This is a genomic window from Parasphingorhabdus sp. (genome assembly GCF_039977335.1).
GTDB lineage: Bacteria > Pseudomonadota > Alphaproteobacteria > Sphingomonadales > Sphingomonadaceae > Parasphingorhabdus.
Map to the genome: position 1 here is coordinate 308,367 of NZ_JBDWDI010000004.1, position 14,947 is coordinate 323,313.

The window sequence follows — 14,947 nt, forward strand, 5'->3', positions numbered from 1 at the left end:
TTTTACCACGGCTCGTAAAACTAAATCGGGCCTCTGATACTCAATGCATCGTATCTCCGATTACATCGACATCATAATTATTTCTTCTGTGGCTAAGCTGCAGCAGCCGCTTCGATAATCGGTCCGAATTTCTCTGCAGTCAGACTGGCTCCGCCGACAAGGCCGCCGTCGACATTAGGAACCGCCAGCAGTTCTGCTGCATTCCCACCATTCATCGATCCGCCATAGAGAATACGAACGGCATCGGCGCCCTCACCCATCAAACTGGCCAACTTCTCGCGAATGGCCGCATGCATTTCTTCGACATCAGAGGCTTCGGGCACCCGGCCTGTGCCGATGGCCCAGACGGGCTCATAAGCGATGGTGAGCCATGTTGCAGCGGCATTATCAGGAAACGATCCCGCTAGCTGACCGCAGACAACATCAACCGCTTTTCCGGCATCGCGTTCTTCTTCGGTTTCGCCAACACAGATAATGGCACCCAGTCCGCTAGCATGCACCGCTTCCGCTTTGGCTTTGACATCGACATCGGTTTCATGCTGATCGGCGCGGCGTTCGCTGTGACCCAATATTGAAAAACTGGCCCCGGCCTGTTTAATCATCGCAGCAGAAACACAGCCGGTATGAGCGCCCTTTTCACTGAAATGGCAATCCTGTGCGCCAATAGCAAAGACCGAATTTTGAGACACGGCAGGCGCAATCAAAGTAGCCGGCGGGCAAATGGCGGCATCGACCGAAGGATGGTCCGCTGCAATGGACGCAATGTCAGCAATGTCAGACAATTGATCATTCAGACCGTTCATTTTCCAATTGCCTACAATATATTTGCGATTAGCCATATTCTCTCCGCCCGTTGTTGATGCTTTACGCTCCCGCTAACAAATTCCGACACGCCTGCCAAACAGGTTTCAGAAGAACAGCTTTTAATTTGCCCGTTCCCCTTTTGCTTGAACGAAAAACGCAAGCCGCCTAAAGCATCAAAAAACCCATTAGTTCTAACAGAATTGCAATATTCTTATGATTACATTTTTCCGCAATATTTTTTCGTCTAAAATCGGCCTGTTCCTAACGATGTGTTTCGTTGCACTGATCGCCGTTGCCTTTGCATCGGCAGACGTTACCGGTTCAGGCGCCTTTGGCGGTGTCACTGGATCTGGCACCGCAGCACAGGTCGGCGATTCAAAACTGACTACGTCCGAGCTGAGCCAGTCCGTCAACAACGCCTTTCGTGCGGAACAACGGGAAAATACCGGACTGGACCTCAAAACCTATGTTGAAGGCGGCGGGTTTGACGGCATATTGGACCGTCTGATCAACAGTTTTTCGATTGCTGCATTTGGCAATAAATATGGCATGACAGCGGGCAAACGATTGGTCGATGGTGAAATTGCAGGGATATCGTCCTTTCAAGGCGCGGATGGACAATTTAGTGAAGAAAATTTCCGCCGAGCATTGCAACAGCAAGGCATTAAAGAACAGCAACTGCGCGACGATTTTACCCGCAATTTGCTGGCAGACCAATTGCTCCCAGTGGCTGGTTTTGGCGCATCGGTGCCGCAAAAACTGGTAACACCTTATGCGTCCCTATTGCTCGAAGCCCGTCAGGGGCAAATTGCGATTATTCCATCCGCTGCATTTATCGACAATACCACACCAGCAGATGCCGCTCTGGCCGCATTCTATAGCAAAAACGGATCTCGCTATACGATCCCGGAACGCCGCACGATAAGCTATGCGATCTTCTCCAAAGAGCGGTTTAACGACAAGATTCAACCGACCGAACAAGAAATCCAGGGGCAATATAATCTCGACAAAGCAAAATATGCGGCAAGCGAAACTCGTAATATCGATCAAGTGATTTTGCCTACACAGGCCGCAGCTCAGGCGCTGGCTGACAAAATTTCCGGCGGCGATTCCATTGCAGCAGCCGCACAATCCGTCGGACTGTCGGTCGCGGAAGTTGGATCAGTTAGCAAGCCTGCTCTGGCCGGTACGGCTTCTCAGGCGGTTGCAGACGCCGTCTTTTCCGCGACATCAGGCGGTGTTTCTGCCCCGGCGCAAAGTGCGCTCGGCTGGCATATCGCAAAAATTAATGATGTAACAAAAGTCCCTGCTCAAACACTCGATCAGGTGCGCGCGACGATTGTTGCCGAGTTAAGCCGCGATAAAATTGATGAAGCGCTGGCTGAACTGACGGTTTCAATGGAAGACGAGTTTGCCGGAGGATCAACTCTGGAAGATGTGGCCAACGCAGAAGAACTTAAGATTGAGTCCACCCCAGCTTTGCTGGCCAACGGGCAAAATCCTGAAGATCAAAATTATCGTCCGATCCCTGAAATGCAGCGCATTCTTCCTGTTGCTTTTTCATTGGAAGAAGATTCCGATCCGCAAGTTGTAGAGATTATTCCTGGCCAGCAATATGCGATCCTCGATGTCACCGATATAGCCGAAGCAGCGCCGCCGCCACTCAACAAGATTAAACCGATCGTAACACGCGATTATATGTTGGATGAAGGCTCCAAAAAAGCCAAAGTCATTGCCGATCAGATAGCCAAAGAGGTCAGCGGCGGTACTGCTCTTTCTAAAGCAGTTGCCAATGCGAAGGTAAAATTGCCCAATATCGAAGCGGTCAAAAGCACGCGTGCCGAACTTGCCAGGCAAAGTCAGCAGGGACAGGTGCCGCCGCCATTGACGCTGATGTTCAGCATGGCAGAAAACACAGCTAAAACGCTTAAAGCGCCTCAGGATCAAGGCTGGTTTGTAGTCAATCTCAACAATATTGATCGCGGTGATGCCTCCGAGCGCACAGATTTGCTGAATGCCACTCGAGGACAGTTTAAACAGGTGTTCGGTAACGAATATACGGAACAATTTATCAACGCGATGAAACAGGATGTCGGCGTCGAAAGAAATGAAAGCGCCCTCACTGCCCTGAAAAATCAGCTGACGGGCCGCAACTAAATGGCTCTTTTTTGTCTGTCTTTCGATTGATGCCGAAAAGCTTTGGCATTGAAGCTGCACAAAAAGCGTTAGAAACAGGCAAGCCCGCGCTGGTCTGGCGCAAACAGGTTGCGGATACGGATACGCCAGTGTCGGCTGCACTGAAACTTATGGAAGCCGAGCGTGGAGATTTTCTGCTCGAATCCGTTGAAGGTGGTGAAACCCGCGGGCGCCATAGCCTGATCGGCCTCGCTCCCGACCTTGTATTTCGCGCCGATGATGAGCAGGCTGCGATCAATCCGCATTGGTTGACTGATCGTGACGCGTTTGAGCCAGAACAAGCTGGCAGTCTCGATGCCCTACGCACTTTGGTTAAGCGGTGCCAAATGGATGTTCCGGAAGGTCTACCAAGTGCGCTTGCCTGTTTAGTGGGCTATTTCGGTTATGAGACGATTGGATTAGTTGAAAAACTGCCAAGAGCGGCGGATTCCGAATTGGATTTGCCCGATATGTTGTTCGTCCGTCCGACCGTAATCGTAATTTTTGATCGGTTAGCGGATGAGATGTTTCTTGTCGCTCCGGTTTGGCCGGAAACATCTGGTGATGCGAAAAGCAAGATTGCTAGCGCGGAAGAACGACTGGATGAAGTCGAGCGTCAGATTGCGGCTCCCGTCCCGGCATTAACGGCAGAATATAAAGACCTCACCCCGGATAATCTCGCTTTCGAACCGAAACTGAGTCCAGAGCAATATGAGGATATGGTGCTCCGCGCCAAAGACTATATTCAAGCGGGTGACATTTTCCAGGTGGTATTGGCACAGCGATTTACGGCTCCCTTTGCCTTGCCACCCGTCGAGCTTTACCGCGCATTGCGGAGAATAAACCCTTCTCCTTTCTTGTTTTTTCTCGACTTGCCGGGCTTTGCGCTTATCGGGTCCAGTCCCGAAATTCTGGTGCGCGCCCGTGATGGAGAGGTCACGATCCGCCCGATTGCCGGAACCCGCCCGCGCGGCGCCAATGCCGCCGAGGACAAAACCAATCGCAGCAGCCTACTCGCCGATCCCAAGGAACGTGCCGAGCATCTGATGCTGCTGGATCTTGGTCGCAACGATGTAGGCCGGGTGAGCGCTGCCAATAGCGTGGAGGTAACAGACAGCTATACGGTCGAGTTTTACAGCCATGTCATGCATATTGTTTCCAACGTTGTCGGCGAACTGGCACCGGACAAGGATGCACTCGACGCCCTGTTCGCCGGTTTTCCAGCGGGTACGGTGAGCGGCGCACCAAAAGTTAGAGCTTGCCAAATCATCGCCGAGTTAGAACCCGAAACCCGCGGCGCTTATGCCGGCGGCGTTGGCTATTTCTCTCCCGATGGCAGTATGGATAGCTGCATCGTCTTGCGCACCGGTATCGTCAAAGACGGTATGCTCCATGTCCAGGCAGGCGCCGGCATCGTCGCAGATAGCGACCCAACCTATGAACTGCGCGAATGTGAGGCAAAATCAGGCGCCTTGCTAGCGGCCGCAAAAGAAGCGCTGCGACGCGCACAAGATGTGGGCTTTGGGCAATAGGGTGATTTGATGGCACCGGAATATAGGTATCCGTTTTAGCATAAAAGCGGACGTTTGGATTTGCGAGTGGATTCCAGTCATATCTGAAATATAATGCTTGCTTAGGGTTTGAGGAGGCGAAATGCGATGACAGCTAAGTATGACAGCATAGGCATCAATTATTCGGAGCTTCGTAAGCCGGATCTCAGGATCGCAACTTTAATCGATAACGCACTTGGTGCTGCGGAAACTGTTCTGAATGTTGGTGCGGGAACCGGTTCTTATGAACCTACAAATCGTAACGTAACGGCCTTAGAGCCTTCAGCGGAGATGATAAATCAGCGCGATCGATCAGCTGCACCTGCGATTCAAGGGTACGCGGATGATCTGCCTTTTGACGACAACCAATTCGATGCCTCGATGGCAATTCTGACAATTCATCATTGGCCTGACAAGAAAAAGGGACTGCAAGAAATGCGCCGTGTAACTCGCGGCGCGATCATTCTTCTGACTTTCGATCCGTCACATCGTGGATCTTGGCTGACAGACTATCTTCCAGAGTTAGTGGCTCTGGATGAAGCTCAAATGCCTGCCATGTCAGATTATGCACGTTGGTTGGGTGACGTGGAAATTGTGCCTGTTCCAATACCTCACGATTGTACCGACGGTTTTCTCTACGCATATTGGCGAAGACCCGCTGCCTATTTGGATGCGCGAATAAGGGCTGGCTCGTCCTCTTTTTGGGCGATTGAGAATGCTGCTCAGGGCATCAATAAATTGGCAGAAGACTTAGAAAATGGTGAATGGGAACGACGCTATGCCGATATTTTGGCGCTTGACGCGATTGATGCAGGTTACCGTCTCGTCATAGCAGCCTAATGTTTTATACATTTCAAATGCTAGCTTTCGGGATAGAGCAGTCACCTATAATTCAAAAAACGAGGTAGAAAAAAGCTTCTCACAACACCGAAAATTGCGGGACCTATTCCAGCATTTTGGGTGCTTCTTTCTGAAGCTTTTCCTTAATCTTGTTGGCAAACATCGCAAGCAATGGGGGTAGATCGAAAATGGCGTAGACCTCGTCTTCGCGCACTTGCATCTCGCCGCCAATTCGTTGGCCCATGGCTTCCAATGTGCAGTGCATGGTGTCGCCTTCCCAATGATGGTCGGTCACGGTCGCTCCGGGTACGGATTCGCTTAGCGTATGGACGCCGTTGCCGATGCGGCTGCGGGCCTCTGTCAGTCCCAAACTATGTGCTATCGTAACGGTTACCGGCTGACCCATGAAATAATCTCCCCTGCCCCATCAATATCATCCGGATTTCCTTCGTCAAACCATCTGCTTGATAGTCGGCAGAAAAACTTGGCCTGTCGCGATTTTATCATTAGGCAGCATCACATGATTTTGGTTATCGACAATTATGACAGCTTCACATTCAATCTGGTCCACTACCTGATGGAACTGGGCGCAGATGTGCGGGTCGAACGCAATGATGCAATGAGCGCGCATGATGCACTCGCAACCGGCGCTGATGCTTTTTTAATTTCGCCGGGACCATGTACACCCAATGAAGCTGGCATATCGCTGGATCTGGTGGCCGCCTGCGCTGATGCTGTGAAACCACTGCTTGGTGTTTGCCTGGGTCATCAAAGCATTGGTCAGCATTTTGGCGGCAAAGTCGTGCGCGGCGGCTTGATGCACGGCAAGACATCGCCGGTAACGCACGACGATAGCGGCGTGTTTCATGGCATTCCTTCGCCTTATACCGCCACTCGCTATCATTCCTTGATTGTGGAAGACATTCCCGAATGTCTTCCGATTAACGCCACGGCAGAAGATGGATCTGTCATGGGTTTCCGTCACGAAACTCTTCCCATTCATGGCGTACAATTTCACCCGGAAAGCATCGCCACTGAATATGGCCATGAGCTGCTAGCCAATTTCATGGAGCTCGCTGGCATGACACCAAAGAAAATCGCATGACCGAAAAACTGATCTTCACGCCCACTGAGGAAGATTTGCGTTCCGCCTATGGACTGCATATAAAACAATTGGGTTTGAAACGGGTCCTCTACTTGCTGCTCTTTGGACTGACCGTTGGTGTCATCATGGCTGCGTTCGATGGCTTTGATGATGTACCAAAAGCGCTTGGATTGATTGCGGGCATGACGATCTGGGCCGGTATTGTAGCGCTGATCATGACGATCATGATTCCGGTATGGTGGGTTCCTCGCCTTGCCAAGAAAATCTACAAGCAACAAAAAGACTTGCGGCTGGAAACCACCAGCTGGTGGGATGATGAGAAGCTACATTCCAAAAATGAGCAAGGTCAATCGCACTTAACCTTTGCGGACATGGTCAAATGGCGAGCAGACGACAAAGTTGTTTTGCTCTATCGTTCCGATCACATGTTCAATTTTCTTCCTGCGCGCATATTTAAAGACGAAGCGCACAGGAATGGATTGGTCCGCCGGCTTCAAGATGCCGGCCTGCCGGGAGAGGATAAATCATGACGGCTCTTCCCAATCCCCAAACCCCGCTTTCAGAATCTGATGCTCTTGATGCATTTGCAGCGATATTGGATGGCAAAGTGGATGGAGAGGCCATCAGCGCTTTTCTCATCACACTTGCTGATCGCGGGGAAACAGCAACCGAGATTGCCGCCGCCGTTCAGGAAATGCGCGCACGCATGGTTGCTGTCGATGCTCCTGCTGGCGCGATTGATGTCTGCGGGACCGGCGGCGATGGTAGCCACAGCCTGAACATCTCCACCGCGACGGCTTTGGTCGTTGCGGCTTGCGACATCCCGATGGCCAAACATGGCAACCGCGCTGCGTCGAGCAAATCGGGAGCTGCGGATACATTGGAAGCTCTGGGCCTTGACCTTGCCAAGGCAGCGACAGGCGGCGAGCAATCATTGCGCGAAATAGGCATCGCCTTTTTCTTTGCACCCAATCATCATCCAGCGCTGGGCCCGCTGGCGCCCATTCGTAAAGCCATTGGCCGCCGGACTATCTTCAACCTGCTTGGCCCGCTATGCAATCCGGCGCGCGTCAAGCGGCAGTTAATCGGCGTTGCGTCGCCAGACCTGGTGGAGACCTATGCCGAAGCGGCAGCGCAACTGGGTTATGAAAAAATCATGATCGTTTCGGGCGAAGAAGGTCTGGACGAGCTTAGCATTTCCGGGCCTTCCAAACTGGCGATTGTTGAGGGGCAATCAGTCACACACAGCCGCATCGCACCAGAGGATTTGGGACTGTCGCGTCATGGCGCCGATTCTATTAAAGGCGGTGATGCCCAATATAATGCCGCGGCTCTGCGCGATCTATTGCAAGGAGAACCGTCTGCTTACCGCGATGCCGTAGTGTTGAATAGCGCCGCTGCGTTAATGATCGCCGGTGAAGTCGATAGCTGGGAAACAGGAGTCGAAGAAGCGGGTGAAGCGCTCGATAAAGGGTTGGCCAATGCCTTGCTCAACTGCTGGATCGCCAATCAATGAGGCATGGTCAATGAACAAGCTCACCGAAATATGTTTGGCCAAGCGCGACCATGTGCGCAAGCGCCAGTCCGATATCTCCAGTTCAGCCATGCACGATCAGGTGCGCCATCAGGCAGCGCCGCGCGGCTTTATAAAGGCGATTGAGGAAAAGGCAGCGGAGGGCTTTGCACTGATCGCCGAAATCAAGAAAGCGAGCCCGTCGAAAGGGTTGATCCGCGAAGATTTCCATGCGCCGAACCATGCACGTGCTTATGAAGCCGGCGGAGCAGCATGCTTATCGGTGCTGACGGATGTTCCTTATTTTCAGGGGGCAGACGAATATCTGGTTGCGGCGCAAACCGCTTGTTCCCTGCCCTGCTTGCGCAAGGATTTCATGATCGATCCATGGCAAGTGGAAGAATCGCGTGCACTGGGTGCTGATGCAATTTTAATCATTATGGCCGCGCTTGATGATGGGCTGGCGCTAGAAATTGAGGCGACGGCGACGGCATTGGGCATGGATGCATTGATCGAAGTGCATGACGAGCAAGAACTGGAGCGTGCACTAAGCCTGAAATCCCGCCTTTTGGGCATTAACAACCGCAATCTCAAAACCTTCGAAACCAGTCTGGAGCAAACAGAACGGCTATCCAAGCTGGTCCCGGATGATCGAATTATGGTTTCAGAAAGCGGCATTTTCACGCATGATGATTGCGAGCGACTATCTCAATGTGGCGCGCGCACTTTTCTTGTCGGGGAATCACTTATGCGGCAAGATGATGTCGAAGTGGCTACCCGACAGCTTTTGACAGGCAGTGAGGCATAGATGAGTAAACTCACCCATATTGATGGCGACGGCGCAGCCCATATGGTCGACGTGTCGGCCAAGAATGAAACGACCCGCGAGGCACGCGCCGAGGGTATCATCCAGATGGCACCGGAAGTGCTCGAAGCAATTAAAGCCAATGCGATGAAAAAAGGTGATGTGCTGGCCACTGCCCGAATTGCCGGAATCATGGCAGCCAAAAAAACCAGCGACCTTATCCCGCTTTGCCACCCGCTGGCACTTAGCAAAGTTGCGGTAGAATTTGAATTTCTGGAAAATGGAATCAGGATCGAAGCAATGGCACGCTTAACAGGTAAAACCGGCGTTGAAATGGAAGCTCTTACCGCCGTTTCTACCGCGCTTTTGACTGTCTATGACATGTCGAAAGCCATGCAGAAAGATATGCTGATCAGCGATATTCGATTGCTCTACAAATCGGGCGGTAAATCCGGAGACTGGACAGCCGAATGAAGCCATTGCTGCCCCTGGATGAAGCACAACAGCGTTTAATTACCATGGCGGAGCGGTTGCGATCAGAAACGGTGCCGGTCGGCGAGGCACTTGGTCGTTATCTCGCCGAAGACCTCATAGCAAAACGCAGCCAACCCGCCGCTGATATGTCGGCAATGGATGGCTATGCCATTGCCTTTGAAGACCGTGCCGGACCTTGGCAACTGGTCGGAGAATGCAAAGCCGGAAGTCCTCCCTGCCCGCCGATTCAGCCCGGTCAGGCGGCGCGAATTTTTACCGGAGCTCTACTGCCAGATGGTGCAGATACCGTCGTGATGCAGGAAAATGTCAAAACAGATGGTGCGACAATCAAACTGATTGAAGAGCCATCACCTGTCAAAGGCCGTCATGTCCGCCATGCAAGCGGGGACTTTAAGGTCGGCGATATTGCCTTGAAAGCCGGTACACACCTCAACGCCGCCGCTTTGGGACATGCTGTCATCGCTGGTGCTGGTAACCTCTCCGTTGGCCGTTCTCCGAAAATTGCGGTCCTTTCTACCGGAGATGAGCTCGTCGCACCCGGCGCGGATACGCAGCCACATCAGATACCGGCCAGCAATGATGTCATGATAACCGCCATGTTGGACCGGCTACCTGCCCGATCCCGTTCGATCAGCCGGATCAAAGACGATATGGAGAGCCTGTGTGCTGCGCTGGAAAGCGCCAGGGATTGTGATATAATCGTTACTATCGGCGGTGCCTCAGTGGGCGATCATGATCTGGTTGCGCCCGCTTTCAAGCAGCTTGGCGGCAAAACAGATTTCTGGAAAATCGCAATGAAACCGGGCAAACCGCTCATGGCCGGAACGCTTGGTGATAGTCTTGTTGTTGCTCTGCCCGGCAACCCTGGCTCTGCCTTTGTCACCGCGACATTGTTCCTGATACCCCTCATCCGATATCTCGCTGGTGCGGCACATTATATGCCGACAATGCAAAGCGCGATAACAAATACCTTGTTGCCAGCAACAAATCAGCGGGCAGAGTTCCTGAGAGCAAAAGCGGATGGTTCCGGCATAACCGCCTTCAATAGTCAGGACAGCGCCAAGCTTTCCATTCTGGCTGCGGCCAATGCCCTGCTCTATCGGCCAGCCCACAGCCCGGAGCAGGAAAAAGGTGCGAAAGTTTCCTATATAGAGATCTGAATTGACTTGACTTAACCCTATTTGTTTCATAATTGTTCTTTATTCGTTCCCGATAAGGACATGAAATATGCTCACACCGAAACAACATGAACTGCTATGCTTCATTCATAATAGCTTGGAAGATTCTGGCGTTTCCCCCTCTTTCGAAGAAATGAAGGACGCGTTGGGCTTAAAATCCAAATCTGGCGTCCATCGGTTGATCAGCGCTTTGGAAGAACGCGGTTTTTTGCGGCGACTACCCAATCGCGCACGGGCCTTGGAAGTCACTAAACTTCCTGAGGGCGGAAATTTGAAACCAGCCCCATCCAATGTCGTCAATATCATGCCCGATACGGCTCGCTCTGCCCCATTGAAAGAGATTCCGGTTGCTTCCAATGATGTGATCGAAATCCCGCTTCATGGTAAGATTGCCGCTGGCGTTCCGATCGAAGCCCTTGAAGGTCAGTCTGCTCTGAGTGTTCCAGCAGCCCTTTTGGGATCAGGGGAACATTATGCGCTGGAAGTATCCGGCGATTCGATGATTGATGCAGGCATCCTGGACGGTGACTATGCGCTCATCCAGCGTACCGAGACCGCACGCAATGGCGAAATTGTTGTGGCTCTTGTCCATGATGAAGAAGCCACACTTAAATATCTGTTCAAGGATAGCGGTCAGGTTCGTCTTGATCCTGCAAATCCTGCCTATGAGCCGCAGATATTTGGTGCCGGTGAAGTTCGCATACAAGGGAAAATGGCTGGGTTATTGCGGCGCTATAACTGAACCGTTGCTAGTCCTATCCGACGTTACCCTTTTCCGCGCTGGTTTTTTAGGATCCTTGAAACGCGTCCATGGGTGACGCCCCGTATGGTTTAGCACAGTCGTGATCTGATGGCTTTCAAGGTCGATTGTCATCCCGCCGACTTGTTGCAAAAGCGTACGATCTGCCTTTATCCAGCGCGGTTGGCAGCTGGTTGGAAGGCGCCGTTCACTTATGACGATATCGGCCCGGCGGCAGGCGGCGGATAGAGCCAATGCAGGAATATAATAAGAGCTACGCGTCGCCACAATTGCCCAGGCTCTATCGGAGGTTTCAACTATAGCCGTGCAGCTATCTGCATTGCATTGGGCATTGGGCCAATCTTCCAGCGCCATGGCGTCTCCATCTACGCCAGCATTTTCCAAAAGCATGTCGCGCACGAAGCCGCTTCGACTGGTCCGCAGCATGGCAAGCTCTCCAGTTTGATTGCGAATGCCGACATGACGGCCATCACCGGAAATATATATGTCTGGCGGACGGGTCGTAAGCACAATCAGTGTCCCGCAACATAGGGGTAAAAGCCCCCACATCCGCCAACGCTGACTCCAAAGCGCCAACCATAGACCGCCGAAAACCAACAGCCCGAAAGCCGCCAATGGCATAGTCGGCATCATCGTGACGGATCCGGGGCTGCTGGACACATAATGGGCCAGTACCAAAAGGCTGTTGAGCGCTTTTTCGCAAATCCACCAGATAGGAGCCCCTAACCCTATCGTATCAAGCAACAATGCCAGCGCTTCGAGTGGCATGATGACAAATGTCGTAAGAGGGATTGCAACAATATTTGCCAAAGCGCCGTAAATTCCAGCTTTGTGAAAATGAAAGAGGGCGATCGGCATCAGCGCCAGTTCCACAACAAGCCCCGTCAAGAAAAGAGCTACAATGGCTCTTCCAAATCGCTTCCAGAACGCCTCGCCCCTCCGGGTAAAGAGAGATTGAATTTTAGGTTGCGTATGAAGCGCTATAATAGCGGTAACTGCCGCAAAGCTGAGTTGAAAACTGGGGCCAATCAAAGATTCTGGCCATATGATGAGGACCAACAATGCGCCTGCGGCCACCATCCGAAGCGTGATAGCGCTTCGACCAATGATCAGAGCTGCTAATACAAGCAATGCGGCGATACAGGCCCGAATGGTTGGCACTTGTGCACCGGTCAGCAATGTATAGGTCAGCGCCGCCACCGCCGCGCAACTGGCAGCAACTATCGGCAGCGGAACGCGCAAAGCCAGGGGCGGAAACAAAGCCAATAACCGCATCACCAGCAAATAAACCGCACCAACTACTGCGGTCACATGCAGCCCGCTGATCGATAGAAGATGCGCGAGACCGCTGCGGCGCATGGCCTCGGCGTCTTCGTCACTAATCGCTCCACGATCGCCAGTTGCAAGCGTCGCACCTATGGCTCCTGCGCCGCCTTCCATTTGCGATTGGATATGGTTTGACAGCCGCTGGCGATATTCTGGTAGAGCGGAGACTGGTCCCCATAGGGGTTCCGCTGGCCGGACAACCTTTATGTCTCCCAATGCTTGACCGGTCGCCCCCAATCCCATGAACCAGGCACGGCGGGAAAAATCATAAGCACTAGGTAAGGACGCCATGGCCGGCGGCATCAGTCGTGCTCGCAATCGAATAACAGCACCAGCCTCCAATTCGACGGCCGCTCTATCCATGGGTACATTCACCCGAACTCGCGGTGGCAGGCCTTGTTTCTCATGCGTATCAAGCGTCAAACGAACCATATCGCGCGCGCTCAGAACTTCGGTCTTTTCTATCTCGGCATAGAATGATGTTACCACGGGGCGTTCTAGGACCGGTGACGCAACAGACCAAGAGCGTAGCCATATTATCAGGCAACCGGCACCAACTGATAAAAGAAACCAGAAGATCGCTGACCCGACCCGCGTCCCCTGCCCCGTCAGTTTGACAAAAACAGCCAAACCCGCGCAAAGCGCGATAACAGCGCTCCATAAATAAGAATCAGCCAGTAAAAACCAGATCGTGATTCCCGTACCCAGTCCGACTGGTATCCACAGAGGCAGCTGGTCACGTTCCTTTTCCAGCTGGGATTCCAGCTGTCCAAAAATTTGCGAATTTCTAAGATATTCAGGCAATTGTCGTGCGCGAAACAGCATGCTAAGGGCCTTGCCAACACCATCAGTGATGGTGGCCCTTTTTATATTTTCATGCGCTACGTCAGAGCTATCTAGATCAAAGCTACTCTGCATCGTTTTTGCGTAACACAGGATGAAATCAAGCGTGACTCTTAAAGAAACCGATCCAGTCGTCACACGTTTTGCCCCGTCTCCGACGGGCTTTTTGCATATCGGGGGCGCACGTACCGCGATGTTCAACTGGCTGTTTGCCAGACATCATGGCGGCAAAGCGCTTTTGAGGATCGAAGATACCGACAAGGCGCGTTCCACCCAGGAAGCGATTGATGCGATTTTGGAAGGACTTGATTGGCTGGGTCTCGATTGGGATGACGAGCCAGTTTTCCAATCTGAACGCGCCGCCCGCCATGCCGAAGTTACGCATGAACTACTCGCGGCAGGCAATGCCTATAAGTGTTTTGCAACACCGGAAGAATTGGCTGCGATGCGGGAACAGCAAAAGGCTGAAAAGAAACCAATGCGCTATGATGGTCGTTGGCGAGATCGTGATCCATCTGAAGCACCCGAAGGTGCCCCCTATGTTATCCGGCTCAAGACGGAAACTGGCGGCAAGATGACTGTTACCGATGCCGTTCAGGGCGAAGTTTCGGTTCAGAATAGCGAAATCGATGACTTCATTCTCCTCCGCTCCGACGGAACGCCGACCTATATGTTGGCAGTTGTGGTTGATGACCATGATATGGGCGTCACCCATTTGATCCGCGGGGATGATCATCTCAACAATGCGTTCCGACAGCTTGCGATGATCCGCGCGATGGGTTGGAAAGAACCAACTTATGCGCATATTCCTCTCATCCACGGCAATGATGGGGCAAAGCTTTCTAAACGGCATGGAGCCCTTGGCGTCGAAGCTTATCGCGACATGGGGATCATGTCGGACGCGATGTTCAATTATCTGCTGCGGCTTGGTTGGGGTCATGGTGATGACGAGATCATCTCACGCGCTCAGGCAACTGAATGGTTTGGTCTTTCCGGGGTTGGAAAATCGCCTTCACGCTTTGATGCTAAGAAGCTGCAAAATCTTAACGGCCAATATATTCGTGAGGCTGATGACAAAGCGCTTGTCACTCTTACAACGCCTTGGATTGAAGAAGAATTGGGAACAAAATTGTCACCTGCCGATGGCGATTTGTTGGCGCAAGCGATGCCGGTTTTGAAAAGCCGTGCAAAAAACCTTATCGAATTGGCTAATAATAGCCTTTTTCTCTATAAAAAACGACCACTTGACCTCGACGAGAAGGCACAATCTCTGCTAGATGCTGACGCACGGCAGCTGCTTGAATCGATTCACTCCACTTTGGCCGACCTTGACGACTGGACGCTTGAGGCCACAGAAGACCGAGTGAAGGCAATAGCGGAAGCCGCCGAATTGGGGTTAGGAAAGCTTGCACAACCTATGCGGGCCGCTCTAACGGGAAGTACCAGTTCACCCGGAATTTTTGACGTGCTGATACTCTTGGGCAAGGAAGAGTCATTGGATCGTCTTGCAGATCAAATAAAATAACCTGAATTTCTCAGGAGCAGAAAGGACA

Annotated in this window: 14 protein-coding genes; 11 read left to right on the forward strand and 3 right to left on the reverse strand. The window is 52.2% G+C overall.

The window, feature by feature from the left end:
• Positions 1-92: 92 nt before the first annotated feature.
• The gene (gene tpiA, locus ABJM21_RS08720; protein WP_348301526.1) at positions 93-839 is read right to left on the reverse strand and encodes a triose-phosphate isomerase; all 747 of its coding nucleotides are present in this window, start codon (positions 837-839) and stop codon (positions 93-95) included.
• 178 nt (positions 840-1,017) lie between these two features.
• Here tpiA and ABJM21_RS08725 point away from each other — a divergent pair, with 178 nt between their 5' ends.
• The 3 genes from ABJM21_RS08725 to ABJM21_RS08735 all read left to right on the forward strand — a co-directional run bounded on the left by ABJM21_RS08725 (position 1,018) and on the right by ABJM21_RS08735 (position 5,369).
• Complete coding sequence (locus ABJM21_RS08725; RefSeq protein ID WP_348301525.1) at positions 1,018-2,961, forward strand: SurA N-terminal domain-containing protein; 1,944 nt, start codon at positions 1,018-1,020, stop codon at positions 2,959-2,961.
• A 29-nt stretch (positions 2,962-2,990) separates the two neighbouring features.
• The gene (gene trpE, locus ABJM21_RS08730) at positions 2,991-4,511 is read left to right on the forward strand and encodes an anthranilate synthase component I (protein ID WP_348301694.1); all 1,521 of its coding nucleotides are present in this window, start codon (positions 2,991-2,993) and stop codon (positions 4,509-4,511) included.
• 126 nt (positions 4,512-4,637) lie between these two features.
• Positions 4,638-5,369, forward strand: a complete 732-nt coding sequence (locus ABJM21_RS08735; RefSeq protein WP_348301524.1) for a class I SAM-dependent methyltransferase — start codon at positions 4,638-4,640, stop codon at positions 5,367-5,369.
• A gap of 103 nt (positions 5,370-5,472) precedes the next feature.
• On the opposite strand, the gene ABJM21_RS08740 is transcribed toward ABJM21_RS08735, so the two are convergent.
• The gene (locus ABJM21_RS08740) at positions 5,473-5,775 is read right to left on the reverse strand and encodes a polyhydroxyalkanoic acid system family protein (RefSeq protein ID WP_348301523.1); all 303 of its coding nucleotides are present in this window, start codon (positions 5,773-5,775) and stop codon (positions 5,473-5,475) included.
• A gap of 114 nt (positions 5,776-5,889) precedes the next feature.
• Between ABJM21_RS08740 and ABJM21_RS08745 the strand changes: the two genes are divergently transcribed.
• The 7 genes from ABJM21_RS08745 to lexA all read left to right on the forward strand — a co-directional run bounded on the left by ABJM21_RS08745 (position 5,890) and on the right by lexA (position 11,207).
• Positions 5,890-6,474, forward strand: coding sequence for an aminodeoxychorismate/anthranilate synthase component II (locus ABJM21_RS08745; protein ID WP_348301522.1), 585 nt, complete (start codon positions 5,890-5,892; stop codon positions 6,472-6,474).
• Entirely contained in the window at positions 6,471-7,004 is a 534-nt protein-coding gene (locus ABJM21_RS08750; protein ID WP_348301521.1) for a YcxB family protein, read from the forward strand. Before ABJM21_RS08745 ends, ABJM21_RS08750 begins: the two co-directional genes overlap by 4 nt.
• Positions 7,001-7,990 carry an anthranilate phosphoribosyltransferase gene (trpD, locus tag ABJM21_RS08755; protein WP_348301520.1) on the forward strand — a complete coding sequence of 330 codons (990 nt, stop codon included), beginning with the start codon at positions 7,001-7,003 and terminating at the stop codon, positions 7,988-7,990. The genes ABJM21_RS08750 and trpD overlap by 4 nt, the downstream gene beginning before the upstream one ends.
• 10 nt (positions 7,991-8,000) lie before the next feature.
• Positions 8,001-8,795 carry an indole-3-glycerol phosphate synthase TrpC gene (trpC, locus tag ABJM21_RS08760; protein ID WP_348301519.1) on the forward strand — a complete coding sequence of 265 codons (795 nt, stop codon included), beginning with the start codon at positions 8,001-8,003 and terminating at the stop codon, positions 8,793-8,795.
• A complete protein-coding gene (gene moaC / locus ABJM21_RS08765) occupies positions 8,796-9,266 on the forward strand; it encodes a cyclic pyranopterin monophosphate synthase MoaC (protein ID WP_348301518.1) in 471 nt (156 codons plus the stop codon).
• Entirely contained in the window at positions 9,263-10,447 is a 1,185-nt protein-coding gene (gene glp, locus ABJM21_RS08770; RefSeq protein ID WP_348301517.1) for a gephyrin-like molybdotransferase Glp, read from the forward strand. Before moaC ends, glp begins: the two co-directional genes overlap by 4 nt.
• Before the next feature lie 67 nt (positions 10,448-10,514).
• Positions 10,515-11,207, forward strand: coding sequence for a transcriptional repressor LexA (gene lexA, locus ABJM21_RS08775; RefSeq protein ID WP_348301516.1), 693 nt, complete (start codon positions 10,515-10,517; stop codon positions 11,205-11,207).
• Here lexA and ABJM21_RS08780 read toward each other — a convergent pair.
• Complete coding sequence (locus ABJM21_RS08780; protein WP_348382149.1) at positions 11,187-13,376, reverse strand: ComEC/Rec2 family competence protein; 2,190 nt, start codon at positions 13,374-13,376, stop codon at positions 11,187-11,189. The two genes, lexA and ABJM21_RS08780, sit on opposite strands and share 21 nt — an antisense overlap.
• 112 nt (positions 13,377-13,488) lie before the next feature.
• On the opposite strand from ABJM21_RS08780, the gene gltX reads away from it, so the two are divergent.
• Positions 13,489-14,919: a glutamate--tRNA ligase gene (gltX, locus tag ABJM21_RS08785; protein WP_348301514.1), complete on the forward strand. Its 1,431-nt coding sequence runs from the start codon at positions 13,489-13,491 to the stop codon at positions 14,917-14,919.
• Positions 14,920-14,947: the final 28 nt, after the last annotated feature.

Excerpts from the sequence above, each read along its gene's own strand:
- tpiA (WP_348301526.1), bottom strand. The coding sequence starts at position 839 with ATGGCTAATCGCAAATATATTGTAGGCAATTGGAAAATGAACGGTCTG.
- ABJM21_RS08725 (WP_348301525.1), top strand. The coding sequence starts at position 1,018 with ATGATTACATTTTTCCGCAATATTTTTTCGTCTAAAATCGGCCTGTTC.
- trpE (WP_348301694.1), top strand. The coding sequence starts at position 2,991 with ATGCCGAAAAGCTTTGGCATTGAAGCTGCACAAAAAGCGTTAGAAACA.
- ABJM21_RS08735 (WP_348301524.1), top strand. The coding sequence starts at position 4,638 with ATGACAGCTAAGTATGACAGCATAGGCATCAATTATTCGGAGCTTCGT.
- ABJM21_RS08740 (WP_348301523.1), bottom strand. The coding sequence starts at position 5,775 with ATGGGTCAGCCGGTAACCGTTACGATAGCACATAGTTTGGGACTGACA.
- ABJM21_RS08745 (WP_348301522.1), top strand. The coding sequence starts at position 5,890 with ATGATTTTGGTTATCGACAATTATGACAGCTTCACATTCAATCTGGTC.
- ABJM21_RS08750 (WP_348301521.1), top strand. The coding sequence starts at position 6,471 with ATGACCGAAAAACTGATCTTCACGCCCACTGAGGAAGATTTGCGTTCC.
- trpD (WP_348301520.1), top strand. The coding sequence starts at position 7,001 with ATGACGGCTCTTCCCAATCCCCAAACCCCGCTTTCAGAATCTGATGCT.
- trpC (WP_348301519.1), top strand. The coding sequence starts at position 8,001 with ATGAACAAGCTCACCGAAATATGTTTGGCCAAGCGCGACCATGTGCGC.
- moaC (WP_348301518.1), top strand. The coding sequence starts at position 8,796 with ATGAGTAAACTCACCCATATTGATGGCGACGGCGCAGCCCATATGGTC.
- glp (WP_348301517.1), top strand. The coding sequence starts at position 9,263 with ATGAAGCCATTGCTGCCCCTGGATGAAGCACAACAGCGTTTAATTACC.
- lexA (WP_348301516.1), top strand. The coding sequence starts at position 10,515 with ATGCTCACACCGAAACAACATGAACTGCTATGCTTCATTCATAATAGC.
- ABJM21_RS08780 (WP_348382149.1), bottom strand. The coding sequence starts at position 13,376 with ATGCTGTTTCGCGCACGACAATTGCCTGAATATCTTAGAAATTCGCAA.
- gltX (WP_348301514.1), top strand. The coding sequence starts at position 13,489 with ATGAAATCAAGCGTGACTCTTAAAGAAACCGATCCAGTCGTCACACGT.